The organism is Microbacterium sp. SY138, assembly GCF_039729145.1.
GTDB lineage: Bacteria > Actinomycetota > Actinomycetes > Actinomycetales > Microbacteriaceae > Microbacterium > Microbacterium maritypicum_A.
Genome location: NZ_CP155793.1, coordinates 902,648 through 915,245, shown reverse-complemented (window position 1 = coordinate 915,245; position 12,598 = coordinate 902,648). Strand labels below are relative to the sequence as shown.

The window sequence follows — 12,598 nt, the reverse complement described above, 5'->3', positions numbered from 1 at the left end:
GTCGCCCCTCAGCGTTCGACGAGGATCCCGTCCTCATCGCTGTAGAGGTGGGCCCCGGGCCGGAACACCACCCCGGTGATCACGAGCGTCACGTCGCGCTCACCCGCGCCGAGCTTGGCGCTCTTGCGCGGATTGGTGCCCAGAGCCTTCACCCCGAGGTCGAGCGCGTCGATGGCGACGCTGTCCCGGATCGCCCCGTTGATGACCACGCCCGCCCACCCGTTCGCAACGGCCGATGCCGCGATCAGATCGCCCATGAGCGCCGTCTCGAGCGATCCGGCGCCATCGACGACGAGCACGGCCCCCTCGCCGGGGCTCGCGAGGACGGACTTCACGATCGCATTGTCCTCGAAGCAGCGGACGGTACGGATCGGCCCGTCGAATGCCGTTCTGCGCCCGAACGAGCGCAACTGCAGCGAAAGGGATTGGATCCCTTCTCCGAGCTGGTCGTAGAGGTCGGCCGTCGCGACCGGCATCCTCAGATGCCTCCGTCGATCGAACGGATCGTCACCGCAGGCTCGTCCGGCACCATCACCTCGGTCTCGCGGTTCAGGCTCTCGCCGCGGAAGAACCGCTTCGACCGCGGGAACAGGTACCAGACGAACATCAGCACCAGGCCGAAGGCCAGCGATCCGACACCGATGACGAAAGTGCCGCCGATGCCGAACAGCACCGTGTAGCCGTAGTCGACGTCCCACATGTCGATCGCCGACTGGAGGAACGCCCACGTGAGCATGAGTCCGCCCAGCAACGGGAACAGGCCCTTGAAGAAGAACTCGCGGGCGGACGACGTCAGGTCCTTGCGGAAGTACCACACGCAGGCGAAGCCGGTGATGGCGTAGTAGAACGCGATCGCGAGACCGAGCGAGAGGATCGAGTCCTGAAGGATGTTGTCGCTGATCAGCGTCATCCCGACGTAGTAGACGGAGGCGACCACCCCCATGACGATGGTCGAGAACGACGGGGTCTTGTAGGTCGGGTGCACGTCCTTGAACTTCGCGGGCAGGGCACGGTAGACACCCATCGCGAGTGTGCCGCGGGCCGTCGGCAGGATCGTGGTCTGGGTCGACGAGATCGCCGAGATGATCACCGAGACCACCAGCACCCATCCGAACGGGCCGAGCAGCCCGTCCTTGATCGCCAGGAAGAAGTCGTCGGCGTTCGCCTCGTTGCCCAGGCCCGTGCCGTCCTCGCCGAGACCCGCGTACATCATGGCCGCGATGGTCACGGCGACGTAGGTGAACAGCAGGATCACGGTCGTCAGCAGCGCGGCACGACCCGGGATGCGCTTCGGGTCCTTGGTCTCCTCGTTGAGAGCGAGGCAGGTGTCCCATCCCCAGTAGATGAACAGCGCGAGCAGGATGGCCTCGGTGAAGCCCGACCAGTCGGTGAACGCGAACGGGTTCATCCACTCCCAGTCGAAGGGGGTCGGGTTCGGGGCGGTGCCGGCGAAGAACTGCCAGAGCGCCGCGACGACGAAGATCGCGAGCGCCAGGTACTGGATCCCGAGCAGGATGTTCTGGATGCGCTCGCCGATCTCGACCCCGCGCCAGCTGACCCACGTCATCGCCGCGATGAAGAGCACGGCGACGACCACGACACGCCAGTCGTTGTTCTCGAGGTCCTGTCCGATCAGCGACCAGAAGTAGACCGAGGCGATCTGGGCGAGGTTGGCGAGCACGACCATGCCGGCGACCGCGACACCCCAACCGCCCATCCATCCCACCCAGGGGCCGAACGCCTTGGTCCCCCAGGTGAAGGTCGTGCCGCAGTCGGGCACCGCGTTGTTCAGCTCGCGATAGGCGAAGGCGATCAGGAGCATCGGGACGAAGGCGATGATGAAGGCGATCGGAGCCTGCGCGCCGACGGCGAGCACCACGAAGCCGAGCGTCGCGACCAGCGAGTAGACCGGGGCCGTCGAGGCGAGACCGATGACGGTCGACCCCCAGAGTCCCAGTGTTCCCGCAGCCAGACCCTTGCCGTCGGGTCGTTCCAGATGAATCGGCGTCGTTGCTGCCATGTCAGAACAGTAGAGCCACAACGGTTATCGCGTCAATGGGTTTCTTCTACCGTCTGAATCCGAAGCACAATATGCGCCTTGACGACGGATTCCGTCGATTCAGGTCCTTTCGAGCATGGCGTCAGCATGATCGGCCACCCACTCCATCAGAGGCAGCATCCGCTCCATCAGATCGCGACCGAGCGGCGTCAGGCTGTACTCCACGTGCGGGGGCACGGTCGGGAGCGATTCCCGGTGGACCAACCCGTCGTCCGCGAGCGTGCGCAGAGTGGACGCGAGCATCTTCTCACTGATCCCGCCGACCTCCCGACGCAGCGCACCCCAACGGTGGGTGCCGTCGGACAGGCAGGAGAGCACGAGAACTCCCCACTTGCTCATGATGTGATCGAGGACGACCCGCGTTCCACAATTCTGATCGAAGACGAATGGAGTCGATTCCTTTATCTGCGCGAAACTAACCGTCATGTGGGTACCTTACTTCAAAGTGGGTACCGTCGGATTGGAATGCCGGACGCCCACCCCGGGGTTGTCGAGGGTGTCACCTAAGAAAGGACCCTCATGACCATCCTCGTCACCGGCGCCACCGGCAACCTCGGCCGCCTCATCATCGCCAGCCTGCTCGAGCGCGGAGCCGACCCGCAGTCGATCGTCGCCGGAGCCCGCGACACGGCCAAGGCCGCTGATCTCGGCGTGCGCGTCGTCCCCCTCGACTACACCGACCCCGCATCCGTCGCCGCTGCCGTCGAGGGTGTCGACACCGTCGTGCTGGTATCCGGATCCGAAGTCGGCCAGCGCGTCGCACAGCACCAGGCGGTCATCGAGGCCGCCAAGGCCGCCGGCGTCTCCAAGTTCGTCTACACGAGCGCCCCGAAGGCGACCACGAGCGACCTGATCCTGGCGCCGGAGCACAAGGCGACCGAAGAGCTCATCGCCGCCGCGGGACTGCCTGCGGTGATCCTCCGCAACAACTGGTACACCGAGAACTACGCCGCCGACCTCGCGCGCGCCGCCGAGACGGGCGTGCTCGCCGCCGGCGCCGGAGACGGACGTGTCGCCTCGGCGAGCCGCAAGGACTTCGCCGAAGCCGCGGCCGCAGTGGCGCTCGAGGACGGGCACATCGGCGAGGTCTACGAGCTGGGCGGCGACGTCGCCTGGAACTACTCCGACCTCGCCGCGGCGTTCGCCGAGGTGACGGGACGAGAGGTCTCGTACGTCCCGCTCGGCTTCGACGACCAGATCGCCGCGCTCCGCGGCGCCGGCCTCGACGAGGGTACGGCCGGATTCGTCGCTGCGCTCGACGCCGGAATCAAGAACGGCGCCCTCGGCGACACCGACGGCACGCTCGCACGTCTGATCGGCCGCCCGACGACCCCGCTCGTCGAGGGGCTGCGCGCCGCCTCCGCCTGATCCCGCGGGGAGACCGCGTGCCGTCGTCCCCCCGGACGGCGGCACGCGGTGGCTTTCATCGCTGGGTCAGGTCGCCGCGTGCGCTTGCACCGGAACCTGCACGTGAGCGACGGTGAGGGTGATGCTCTCACGGCGGACGCCGCGCTCCGCGAGCACCGCATCGACGGCCGCCTGCACGGCGTGGAGGATCTCCGCCGAACGCGCTGCGGAGTCGACACCGAGGGTCGCCTCGATGACCACACCGTCACCGTTCCCGGCGACGGAGACGATCGGCTCCTCGTTCGTGCGCACGCCGATCGCCTCGGCCCCCGCACGCAGCAGGTTCGAGATCAACGACCCGGACCGATAGACGCTGCGGACGCCCGGCGTCGACCGGACGACCGCCTCGATCGCTGCGGCGAGCTCGCCGCGCTCCTGTGCATCCATCAGCTCTCCCCCGCCCACGACGACACCTCCCGGATGTCTCTGATCGCGATGTCGATCGCGACGACGTTCAACTCGGTGTGTGCACGCAGACCACGATCCACCTCGGCTCGCAGCTCGGCGGCGACCTTCGGGATGGACTGTCCGTGCAGCGCGCTCGCATCGATCTCGACACGGATCGGGGTCCCGGGTCGGGTCACGTCCCCGTCGAGTCGGCACCGTCCGATGAGAAGGCCGGGCACGGCGTTCTCCGCCGACCGGATGAGTCCTCGCACCGCACCCTCGGTGATCGCGAGATCCACCTGCGGATCCGGAGACTCGAATGGGATGCGCCTTCCGGCGCGCGCATCCATGGCGATGCCACTGAGGATGCGATCGACCCAGTTCTCGTCGACCGGAGGTTCGGCAGCGGCTTCCGCAGCGATGAGCTCGGCACCGAGCCCCTGCAGCCGTGTCAGTGCGTCGAGTGCGAGCTGGCAACCGGGAGACTCGTCGATCGAGCGATCTGCGGGCTGTCGCCCCGCATCGAGATAGTCGGTGAGCTCGTCGAGCGTGTGCCCGTCGAGATCGGTCGGTTCCAGGCCGAGCCGGCGGACGTCGGGACTCTCTCTGTCGTCGGTCATCGCCACTCCTCCATCCGTACGATCATGTATTTCCGTGCTCGGGCGAGCAGTCCGCGGGCCGTCGAGACGGGGATGTCGAGCTCCTCGGAGATCTCCTCATAGGAGTACCCGCCGATCTCCCGCAGAACCCAGCACTCGCGCTGCGCATCCGGCAGCTCGCGCAGGGCGGCACCGAGCGCCGCGACGCCCGCGCGCGCTTCGACGACCGCGGTCGGCGACGCGTGCAGCGGGGCGGGACGGTCGATCGAGTCGATGTCCACGGCCGGTCGGGTCGCACGGATGCGATCGACGGCCTTCCGACTGACGATCCGCATCAGCCAGCTCTTCACCTTGGTCGGGTCGTCGAGCTCGCCGAACCGCTGCCAGGCGGTGACGAAGGATTCCTGGACGATGTCGTCGACATCGGCCGATGCGTTCAGCATCCGCTGCGTGTACGCCCGCATCATGGGCGTGTACCTGCGCACGAGAACCGCGAACGCCGCGACGTCGCCATCCATCGCGCGGCCGGCGACGATGCCGTCGTCCGCATGTTCGAGCGCTGTGCGAAAGCGTTGGTCTTCCATCTACCCCACCCCTCGACCCGATCCCCTGAGAGGTTCGGAACAGTCGCCCCACCGGATCGGATCATTTCTCACCCACCTGGGAAGGATCGGGGAGAGGCCGCGCGGCCTCTCCCCGCCTCGTCACTTCTTGAAGGCATCCTTCACGTTCTCGGCGGCGTCGCGGACGTCGCCCTTCGCCTGCTCGGCTTTGCCCTCGGCGACGAGCTTGTCGTTGTCGGTGAGCTTGCCGACGGTCTCCTTCGCCTTGCCGGAGACCTTCTCCGCAGCGGCCTTGATCTTGTCTTCAGCACTCATGGCTTCTCCTTCTCCCATATCGGCCCCGGAGTTCGGGACCGCGTCTTCGACGAGGCGCCCTATGCGGTCGGCGCGTCGTCCGTGTCGTTGTCATCGTCGGAGGGCACGTGCACGTCGTCGATGGTGACGTTGACCTCGACGGCCTGCACGCCCACCAGCTCGACGATGTCCCGGTGGATGGCTGCGCGCACATCGTCGGCGACCTTCTGCAGCGACACCGGATACTCCGCGACGATCGTCACATCGACCGTGATCTGTGCTTCGCCGACCGCGACGCTGATCCCCTGCGAGAGGTCGGTCGTGTTGAGCGCATCCCGAATCGCGCCCACCATGCGCGCGGCGCCCCCGCCGAGCGTGTGGACCCCACTGACGTCACGCGCAGCGATGCCGGCGATCTTCGCGATCACCGCATCCTCGATCGTGGTCGTCCCCACTGCAGCCCCCTGCACCGGAGTGACGACCTGGATCTCGGGCTGAATGCCACCCGTCGTGTTCGTCATCGTGAGCTCCTTCATCCGTGTGCCGCCCGCAGTGCGGTGCGCAGGTCGCGGTCGGCGACGCCATCACTAAGACGTATGCCGGAGGGCAGATGTCACAGATCGGTCGAAAAGATTCTCGTGAAGGCTCAACGCACCACTCTCAGTGCACTCCAAGGTTGAGAGTGCAATATTGCACTCCATGAGCGAGAATGCAGATTCACTGCGGGAGCAACGCAAGCGGGACACCTCCCGCGCCCTCACCGATGCCGCGCGGCGACTGACGACGGAGAGGGGCTTCGCCGGTTTCACGATCGAGGAGCTGTGCGCCGAGGTCGGGGTCTCCCGTCGCACGTTCTTCAACTACTTCGAGAGCAAGGAGAACGCGGTCTTCGGGTTCGCGACGATCGATTCCCGCCAGGAGGCGCTCGAGGAGGAGTTCGCCGCCCGCCGCGGCGACCTCATCGACGACTTCATCCAGCTGACGATCAGCCGCTTCGAGCTCTTCAATCCCGTGGAAGACGCCCCGGCGATGTTCGCCGTGATCGAGCAGGAGCCGCGTCTGCTCAAGGCCGCATTCGAGCAGATCGCGAAGAACGAACGACGCGATGTCGGCCTGATCCTGCGCCGCACTGTCGACGCCGAAGGCTCCGATCAGACCGACGACACAGCCGACGCGGAGTTGCGCGCCGAGGTGGTCGTGCACACCGTCGGCGCGCTCGTGCGCATGAGCATGGACCAGCTCCTGCATCACCAGTCCATCGAGTCGTTCGCCGACCTCATCACCCGACGCCTCGACCTCGCCCGATCGCTGTACGCGCCGTCACAGAAAGCCCACTGAATGTCCGTCACCGCCACGAAGGATGCGCCCTTCCTGCTCACGAAGCGCCGCATCTGGATCATCTTCAGCGCCCTCATCGCGGGCATGCTGCTCTCCAGCCTCGACCAGACCATCGTCTCCACCGCCATGCCGACGATCGTCGGGCAGCTCGGCGGCGTCGACCACCAGGTGTGGATCACCACCGCCTACCTGCTCGCGACCACCATCGTGATGCCCATCTACGGCAAGTTCGGCGACGTCCTGGGTCGGCGCAACCTCTTCCTGGTCGCGATCGCGCTGTTCACCCTCGCCTCGGTCGGCTGCGCGTTCGCCACCGACTTCTGGATGTTCGTCGTGTTCCGCGCACTGCAGGGTCTCGGCGGTGGTGGTCTGATGATCCTGTCGCAGGCGATCATCGCCGACATCGTCCCCGCCAATGAGCGTGGCAAGTACATGGGACCGCTCGGTGCCGTCTTCGGCCTCTCGGCTGTCGCCGGTCCACTGCTCGGTGGCTACTTCGTCGACCACCTCACCTGGCAGTGGGCGTTCTACATCAACATCCCGGTCGGCATCGCCGCCTTCATTATCGCCCTGTTCGCGCTCAAGCTGCCGAGCAAGAAGGCCGAGAAGCCGATCGACATCTTCGGGGTGATCTTCCTCTCCATCGCCACGACGTGCCTCATCTTCTTCACCGACTTCGGCGGAGACAAGGAGTTCGGTTGGGATTCGCTCGCCACCTGGGCCTGGGGGGCCGGACTCGTCGTCGCAGCGACCGCCTTCGTGATCACGGAGTCGCGAGTGCAGGACCCGATCATCCCGCTGAGCCTGTTCCGCAACCCGATCTTCGTGAACGCCACCGCGATCGGACTCGTCCTCGGAATCGGCATGTTCGCGGCGATCGGATTCGTGCCGACCTTCCTGCAGATGTCCTCCGGCACCTCTGCCGCGGAATCCGGTCTGCTGATGATCCCGATGATGGTCGGCCTGATGGGGACCTCGATCTTCTCGGGCATCGCGATCTCGAAGACCGGCCGATACAAGATCTATCCGATCCTGGGCACGATCATCACCGGCATCGCCATGGTCTCGATGACCACGCTGTCGGCGTCGACCCCGATCTGGCTGATCTGCGTGTTCCTGTTCGTGTTCGGCGCCGGTCTCGGCCTCATCATGCAGGTCGTCGTGCTGGTCGTGCAGAATGCGGTCCCGGCCGGCGAGATCGGCACCGCGACCAGCACGAACAACTACTTCCGCGAGGTGGGCGCCTCCCTCGGCACGGCGGTGTTCGGCACGATCTTCACCACGCGGCTCACCGAGAACCTGCTCGGCGTCTTCGCGGGAGCCGGCGCCTCACCCGAGGCGGCCTCCGAGGCCGCGTCGACGATCGATCCGTCGACGCTCAGCTCCCTGCCCGACGAGGTCCGAGAGGGCATCGTCACCGCCTATGCGGACGCCCTGGCGCCGGTGTTCTGGTATCTCGTCCCGTTCATCGTGCTCGCGCTCCTGCTCTCGCTGTTCCTCAAGCAGATCCCGCTGTCGGATCAGGCCGGACTGGTCGCACGCGGCGAGGCCATCAGCGGTGACGAGGCGGAGCGGCTGGAGGCCGAGCAGCGCGGGGGCGGACGGTCGGATGCGGCCGTCGCCGACGCCACGACCGATGCCGGGCCGACGGACCCCGGCTCCAGGCCCGTCGCGCGCTGAGCGAGCCGCCCTTGCCCGCCTGGGGCAGGGGCGGCTCTCTGTCAAGGGGCTCCCCTTTCGCGTCCCGATCGAGCAGTGTTCATCGTGGGGGCAGCGAGGAGAATGATGGAGCACGATCCAGACCGGAGATTCACGCTGGTCGAGGTCAGCGCGAGCGACTGGGCGATCCACGATCTGCAGTACCCGGAGAACGACCACCGCAGAGTCGTCTGCACGATCTTCGAGGACGCCCCCACCGAGGTGGAGGTGCTGTGGCGCCGCGACCTCCCGCTCGCCTTGCGTTACTCCTCCGCCGAAGACGTCCTCGAGGCCGTGCGGCGGTTCCAGGACACCTCCCGAGCGACGCGCCCCATCCCGATCCCGCACCTTCCCCCGGCCCGCGGCGCGGACGACAGAAGGTCTGCACCACGCTGACACGCCGTGATGATCAGGTGGACGCGATATGTCGGTCTGCGCCAGACTGACGACCAGTAGGCCGTCCCCCACCTCGCCTGGAGTCCCCGTGTCGTCACCCGCACCCGCCGCATCCTTCTGGAAGACCTTCTGGGAGAAGGGCGGCTGGTGGCGAGCCCTCTTGCTCACCGCCGTCTACTTCGCCCTGTTCCAGCTGTTGTCACTGGTCTTCACCCCTCTCGCCGAGCAGGTCCAGGACCCGGCGGGCACAGCCGGTGTCGCAGTGTTCTACCTGCTGCCCGAGATCATCGGAGCGGTGATCCTGGCGCTCTTCACCCTGTCGGTCGGATGGTGGCGCGAGCTCTTCGCGCGGCAGCCGATCCGCGGCCGTGGCTGGATGTGGATCGCGATCGTCGTCGTCCTGCTCTTCAACATCCTCCGGTTCGCCACGATCGACTATGGAGCTGTCGGCGTCGACGTCGTCCTCACGTGGCTGCTCACCGGACTCCTGATCGGGCTGACGGAGGAGGTCCTCACCCGCGGCCTGGTCGTGACCCTGATGCGCAAGGCCGGCTACCGCGAGATCGTCGTCGCGGTGATCTCGGCCACGCTGTTCTCCCTCCTCCACGCGGGCAACCTGCTCTCGGGACAGCCTCTGCTGACCACCGCGATCCAGGTCCTGTACACCTTCGCCTTCGGCATCCTGATGTATCTGGCCCTTCGCGTCACCGGCACGCTGATCGCACCGATCCTGCTGCACGCGAGCACGGACCCGAGCATCTTCCTGCAGTCCGCGTATCCCGCGGACGGTGCGCTCACGGCCTTCGCCGCCTTCGGAAACATCGCGGTGATCATCACCGGGTTCGTGCTGATCTTCTTCATCCGCGGTCGCGTCGGCGACGCCCAGCCGTCCCTCTCCGAGACGCGCCCCGCATGACGGCGCCGTCGCTCCGCGTGCAGCCGCGGGTATGGATCGGCCTGGTCATCTGGGTCGGCTACATCGTCGTGGTGTTCGCGATCCAGAAGTCCACGGGGATCCCCTACGACACATGGGGCGACAGTGCCGGCAACCTCTTCTTCGGCGCCGGGCTCTCCCTCATCGTCGCGACGATTCTCCTCGCGATCACCACGAGCCTGCTCGGCTGGTGGGGCCCGGCGATCCACGAGGCGCAGCGCAGCCGTCACACCTGGCCGATCTTCGTACCGATCCTGGTCGCCGTGGCCGCCGTGCTGAATCTCGCCGGTACCGATTGGAGCGCGTACAGCGGTGCGTTCCTCGGCGCTTCGCTCGTGCTCCTCCTGGTCGGCTTCACGGAAGAGATCGTGCACCGCGGACTGCTGCTCACGGCTCTGCGATCCCGGTTCGCCGAGGTCTGGGTGTGGCTCCTCTCCTCGGCCCTCTTCGCGGTGATGCACTTCGTCAACGTGCTCCTCGGCGCACCGTTCGCCGGCACCGTCAGCCAGGTGGGCACCGCCTTCCTCATGGGGACGGCGCTCTACATCCTGCGCCGGGTGACCGGATCGCTCATCTGGGCGATGGTGCTGCACGGCGTGTGGGACTTCTCGGTCTTCGCCGCGGGGGTGGGCACGCCGAGCGGGGTCTCCGTGATCGCCAACCTCCTCTACCTGCTGGTGGGGATCGTCGGTGTCGCGATCGTCTGGGTCGTGATCCGCGGAGTGGACGAGCGCACCCCCGCGCTCGGGTCGGCCTCACTGCAATAGGTCTGCCTCCGGCCAGTCGGTCACGACGACCTTCCCGATGGTGCGCGACGATTCGACGATCTCGTGCGCCCGACGCATGGTCTCGGCGTTCAGCGGGGTGAGGTGGGTCGTGACCGTGGTGCGGAGGGTGCCGTCGTCGACGAGGGCGGCGACGCTCTCCAACAGGTCATGCTGGTAGTGATCGGCGGGGTCGGTGACCGGCCGGGTGAACATGAGCTCCCAGTGCCAAGTGACGCTCTTCGCCTTGAGCGCGTCGATGCTGCCCCCTGTCTCGTCGATGGAGACCACCTGTCCTCGTGGACGGATGACGTCGGCGATCGCGCGGACGTTGCCGGGCGTGAACGACGTGAACACGTAGTCGACACCGGTCGGAGCGAGGGCCGACACCTCGGTGGTGAAGTCACGGCCGACGACGTGATCCGCGCCCATCTTCCGCACCCACTCCGCCGTCTCAGGCCGAGAGGCCACCGCGACGACCTCGAGACGGGTGAGCGCCTTCGCGAGCTGGATGATCAACGATCCGACGCCCCCTGCGGCACCGATCACCAGGAGCACGCCCTCGCTCTCGCGGGTGAGGGCGAGGCGGTCGAACAGGCTCTCCCAGGCGGTGATGACGGTGAGGGGCAGAGCGGCCGTCTCGGCCACCGAGAGCGTGTGCGGCGCATGCCCCACGATGTTCTCGTTCACGAGGTGGTATCGGGCGTCGGTGCCGGGGCGGTCGATCTGCCCGGCGTAGTAGACGCGATCCCCCACCGCGAAACGCGTGATCTCGTCACCGACGGCGACCACGACTCCCGCCGCGTCATATCCGAGGATCCGCGGCGCACCCGACGTGGGAGCGCCGGCGCGCACCTTCACGTCGACGGGATTCACCGACACGCCCTGCACCTCGACGAGGAGATCTCGACCGACGGGGTTCGGCACGGGAAGCGAGATGTCGCTGAGGGACGTGGGATCGGTCGCGGGACGCCGACCGCGGGCGCCGATCGCGGGCATGCGCTCGGGGAGAGGATGCGACGAGGAGGCGGAGTTCGGAGTGTTCATGGTTGTCATGCGCGTCACGCTATCCGAAGCACTCTAGTTACCCGCAAGCGCTCCTGGTATCCAAAAGATACTGGCCTGCATCGTGGAGATGGGCGACCTCGGCGGAGCGTTCCCGCCGCAAGGAGCGCCGAATCGCGATACCCAGCAGCGAGGCTGTTACATTCAACGGCATGCGCGCGGCGAACTCCTCGGTCGGAACAGCGGACCAGGAACGGTCGGATCGGCGCGGACTCGCGGTCAGCCTGTGGATCCTCATCCCTCTGATCCTCCTCGTGACGTACTTTGCGCAGATCCTCGAGTCGTTCAGCGCTGTCGGCTGCGAAGGCGACTGCGATCTGGATCTCGCCTTCGGCGCCCGCGCCGCTTATCCGTGGGCGATCGGGGCCTCGGTCCTCGCGGCGGTGGTCGTCGCCGTGGTGTCCCGACGCACGAGGAAGCCCGCGTACTGGGGCCCGTTGCTCGGCGTCGTCCTCGTCCTGCTGTCGGCGATCGTGACCAGCATCCTGTTCCAGGTCGGCCTGGCCCCGATGCACGAGCGGAACGACAGGATCGCGAGCGGCGAGATTCCGGTCGAGACGCCACCGCCGCTCCCCGACCCCGTCGGAGACTGGGAGGCGAGCGTCGGCGGCACCCCGTACCTGCGGTTCTCCGCCGACGGCACGGTTGACGGCAACGACGGATGCAACGACTTGAGCGGCCGATGGACGCAGGAGTCCTCCGGCAGGATCGACCTGGAAGCGCTCGTCCCCCAGACGACGAACGTGTGCGACGGCGTCGACACCTGGCTGAGCGTCGGTCGCTCGGCCGACATCGTCGACAGGTACATGTACGTCAACGGCGATATGGACTCACCCATCGGAGGCCTGCAACCGGCGCGCTGAGGCTCGGATCGCACCCCGGGAACCAGAAAAACCCCGGCGAACCGGGGTTTCGTTCTGTAGCAGGAGCGGGGCTTGAACCCGCGACCTCACGATTATGAGTTAGATGCGGCGGGACAGCTGATGCTCGTTACTCGCGGATTCCCGCGTGATTCCGCGGAAGATGTCATGGTTGGTCGTTGCTGGTCGAGGGTGGTTTCAGCGGAGGTACCGGCACGGAACCGGCACTGAAGC

At 66.9% G+C, this 12,598-nt stretch carries 16 protein-coding genes; 7 read left to right on the top strand and 9 right to left on the bottom strand.

The window, feature by feature from the left end:
* Window positions 1-8 precede the first annotated feature (8 nt).
* The 3 genes from rraA to ABDC25_RS04255 form a co-directional block, all read right to left on the bottom strand.
* Window positions 9-476: a ribonuclease E activity regulator RraA gene (gene rraA, locus ABDC25_RS04265; protein ID WP_347125001.1), complete on the bottom strand. Its 468-nt coding sequence runs from the start codon at window positions 474-476 to the stop codon at window positions 9-11.
* A 2-nt stretch (window positions 477-478) separates the two neighbouring features.
* Complete coding sequence (locus ABDC25_RS04260) at window positions 479-2,020, bottom strand: APC family permease (RefSeq protein WP_021199044.1); 1,542 nt, start codon at window positions 2,018-2,020, stop codon at window positions 479-481.
* A 99-nt stretch (window positions 2,021-2,119) separates the two neighbouring features.
* The gene (locus ABDC25_RS04255; RefSeq protein ID WP_021199043.1) at window positions 2,120-2,485 is read right to left on the bottom strand and encodes a helix-turn-helix domain-containing protein; all 366 of its coding nucleotides are present in this window, start codon (window positions 2,483-2,485) and stop codon (window positions 2,120-2,122) included.
* A 93-nt stretch (window positions 2,486-2,578) separates the two neighbouring features.
* On the opposite strand from ABDC25_RS04255, the gene ABDC25_RS04250 reads away from it, so the two are divergent.
* Entirely contained in the window at window positions 2,579-3,427 is an 849-nt protein-coding gene (locus ABDC25_RS04250; protein WP_029259831.1) for an SDR family oxidoreductase, read from the top strand.
* 66 nt (window positions 3,428-3,493) lie between these two features.
* Here ABDC25_RS04250 and ABDC25_RS04245 read toward each other — a convergent pair whose 3' ends face one another.
* From ABDC25_RS04245 to ABDC25_RS04225, 5 genes are all read right to left on the bottom strand, one after another.
* On the bottom strand, window positions 3,494-3,853 hold the full coding sequence (locus tag ABDC25_RS04245) for a hypothetical protein (RefSeq protein WP_029259830.1): 360 nt from the start codon (window positions 3,851-3,853) through the stop codon (window positions 3,494-3,496).
* Window positions 3,853-4,473: an Asp23/Gls24 family envelope stress response protein gene (locus tag ABDC25_RS04240; RefSeq protein ID WP_021199040.1), complete on the bottom strand. Its 621-nt coding sequence runs from the start codon at window positions 4,471-4,473 to the stop codon at window positions 3,853-3,855. Before ABDC25_RS04240 ends, ABDC25_RS04245 begins: the two co-directional genes overlap by 1 nt.
* Window positions 4,470-5,036, bottom strand: a complete 567-nt coding sequence (locus ABDC25_RS04235) for an RNA polymerase sigma factor (RefSeq protein WP_347125000.1) — start codon at window positions 5,034-5,036, stop codon at window positions 4,470-4,472. The genes ABDC25_RS04240 and ABDC25_RS04235 overlap by 4 nt, the downstream gene beginning before the upstream one ends.
* A 120-nt stretch (window positions 5,037-5,156) precedes the next feature.
* Window positions 5,157-5,330 carry a CsbD family protein gene (locus tag ABDC25_RS04230; protein WP_029259828.1) on the bottom strand — a complete coding sequence of 58 codons (174 nt, stop codon included), beginning with the start codon at window positions 5,328-5,330 and terminating at the stop codon, window positions 5,157-5,159.
* A gap of 59 nt (window positions 5,331-5,389) precedes the next feature.
* Window positions 5,390-5,830: an Asp23/Gls24 family envelope stress response protein gene (locus ABDC25_RS04225; RefSeq protein ID WP_021199037.1), complete on the bottom strand. Its 441-nt coding sequence runs from the start codon at window positions 5,828-5,830 to the stop codon at window positions 5,390-5,392.
* A 178-nt stretch (window positions 5,831-6,008) separates the two neighbouring features.
* On the opposite strand from ABDC25_RS04225, the gene ABDC25_RS04220 reads away from it, so the two are divergent.
* The 5 genes from ABDC25_RS04220 (at window position 6,009) to ABDC25_RS04200 (ending at window position 10,442) form a co-directional block, all read left to right on the top strand.
* Entirely contained in the window at window positions 6,009-6,647 is a 639-nt protein-coding gene (locus ABDC25_RS04220; RefSeq protein WP_347124997.1) for a TetR family transcriptional regulator, read from the top strand.
* Window positions 6,648-8,327: an MDR family MFS transporter gene (locus ABDC25_RS04215; RefSeq protein WP_347124995.1), complete on the top strand. Its 1,680-nt coding sequence runs from the start codon at window positions 6,648-6,650 to the stop codon at window positions 8,325-8,327.
* Window positions 8,328-8,432: 105 nt separating this feature from the next.
* Window positions 8,433-8,741, top strand: coding sequence for a hypothetical protein (locus ABDC25_RS04210; protein WP_347124993.1), 309 nt, complete (start codon window positions 8,433-8,435; stop codon window positions 8,739-8,741).
* Window positions 8,742-8,829: 88 nt separating this feature from the next.
* A complete protein-coding gene (locus tag ABDC25_RS04205) occupies window positions 8,830-9,657 on the top strand; it encodes a CPBP family intramembrane glutamic endopeptidase (protein ID WP_347124991.1) in 828 nt (275 codons plus the stop codon).
* The gene (locus ABDC25_RS04200) at window positions 9,654-10,442 is read left to right on the top strand and encodes a CPBP family intramembrane glutamic endopeptidase (protein WP_021199032.1); all 789 of its coding nucleotides are present in this window, start codon (window positions 9,654-9,656) and stop codon (window positions 10,440-10,442) included. The genes ABDC25_RS04205 and ABDC25_RS04200 overlap by 4 nt, the downstream gene beginning before the upstream one ends.
* On the opposite strand, the gene ABDC25_RS04195 is transcribed toward ABDC25_RS04200, so the two are convergent.
* Entirely contained in the window at window positions 10,431-11,495 is a 1,065-nt protein-coding gene (locus ABDC25_RS04195) for a zinc-binding alcohol dehydrogenase family protein (RefSeq protein ID WP_347124989.1), read from the bottom strand. The genes ABDC25_RS04200 and ABDC25_RS04195 overlap by 12 nt on opposite strands.
* Window positions 11,496-11,656: 161 nt before the next feature.
* Between ABDC25_RS04195 and ABDC25_RS04190 the strand changes: the two genes are divergently transcribed.
* Entirely contained in the window at window positions 11,657-12,367 is a 711-nt protein-coding gene (locus ABDC25_RS04190) for an META domain-containing protein (RefSeq protein ID WP_347124987.1), read from the top strand.
* Window positions 12,368-12,598 lie beyond the last annotated feature (231 nt).

What these genes read in the sequence shown, in the direction of transcription:
- ABDC25_RS04255 (WP_021199043.1), bottom strand. Translation starts at nt 2,485, where the DNA reads ATGACGGTTAGTTTCGCGCAGATAAAGGAATCGACTCCATTCGTCTTC.
- rraA (WP_347125001.1), bottom strand. Translation starts at nt 476, where the DNA reads ATGCCGGTCGCGACGGCCGACCTCTACGACCAGCTCGGAGAAGGGATC.
- ABDC25_RS04195 (WP_347124989.1), bottom strand. Translation starts at nt 11,495, where the DNA reads ATGACAACCATGAACACTCCGAACTCCGCCTCCTCGTCGCATCCTCTC.
- ABDC25_RS04240 (WP_021199040.1), bottom strand. Translation starts at nt 4,473, where the DNA reads ATGACCGACGACAGAGAGAGTCCCGACGTCCGCCGGCTCGGCCTGGAA.
- ABDC25_RS04245 (WP_029259830.1), bottom strand. Translation starts at nt 3,853, where the DNA reads ATGGATGCACAGGAGCGCGGCGAGCTCGCCGCAGCGATCGAGGCGGTC.
- ABDC25_RS04190 (WP_347124987.1), top strand. Translation starts at nt 11,657, where the DNA reads ATGCGCGCGGCGAACTCCTCGGTCGGAACAGCGGACCAGGAACGGTCG.
- ABDC25_RS04210 (WP_347124993.1), top strand. Translation starts at nt 8,433, where the DNA reads ATGGAGCACGATCCAGACCGGAGATTCACGCTGGTCGAGGTCAGCGCG.
- ABDC25_RS04250 (WP_029259831.1), top strand. Translation starts at nt 2,579, where the DNA reads ATGACCATCCTCGTCACCGGCGCCACCGGCAACCTCGGCCGCCTCATC.
- ABDC25_RS04260 (WP_021199044.1), bottom strand. Translation starts at nt 2,020, where the DNA reads ATGGCAGCAACGACGCCGATTCATCTGGAACGACCCGACGGCAAGGGT.
- ABDC25_RS04235 (WP_347125000.1), bottom strand. Translation starts at nt 5,036, where the DNA reads ATGGAAGACCAACGCTTTCGCACAGCGCTCGAACATGCGGACGACGGC.
- ABDC25_RS04220 (WP_347124997.1), top strand. Translation starts at nt 6,009, where the DNA reads ATGAGCGAGAATGCAGATTCACTGCGGGAGCAACGCAAGCGGGACACC.
- ABDC25_RS04230 (WP_029259828.1), bottom strand. Translation starts at nt 5,330, where the DNA reads ATGAGTGCTGAAGACAAGATCAAGGCCGCTGCGGAGAAGGTCTCCGGC.
- ABDC25_RS04200 (WP_021199032.1), top strand. Translation starts at nt 9,654, where the DNA reads ATGACGGCGCCGTCGCTCCGCGTGCAGCCGCGGGTATGGATCGGCCTG.
- ABDC25_RS04215 (WP_347124995.1), top strand. Translation starts at nt 6,648, where the DNA reads ATGTCCGTCACCGCCACGAAGGATGCGCCCTTCCTGCTCACGAAGCGC.
- ABDC25_RS04225 (WP_021199037.1), bottom strand. Translation starts at nt 5,830, where the DNA reads ATGACGAACACGACGGGTGGCATTCAGCCCGAGATCCAGGTCGTCACT.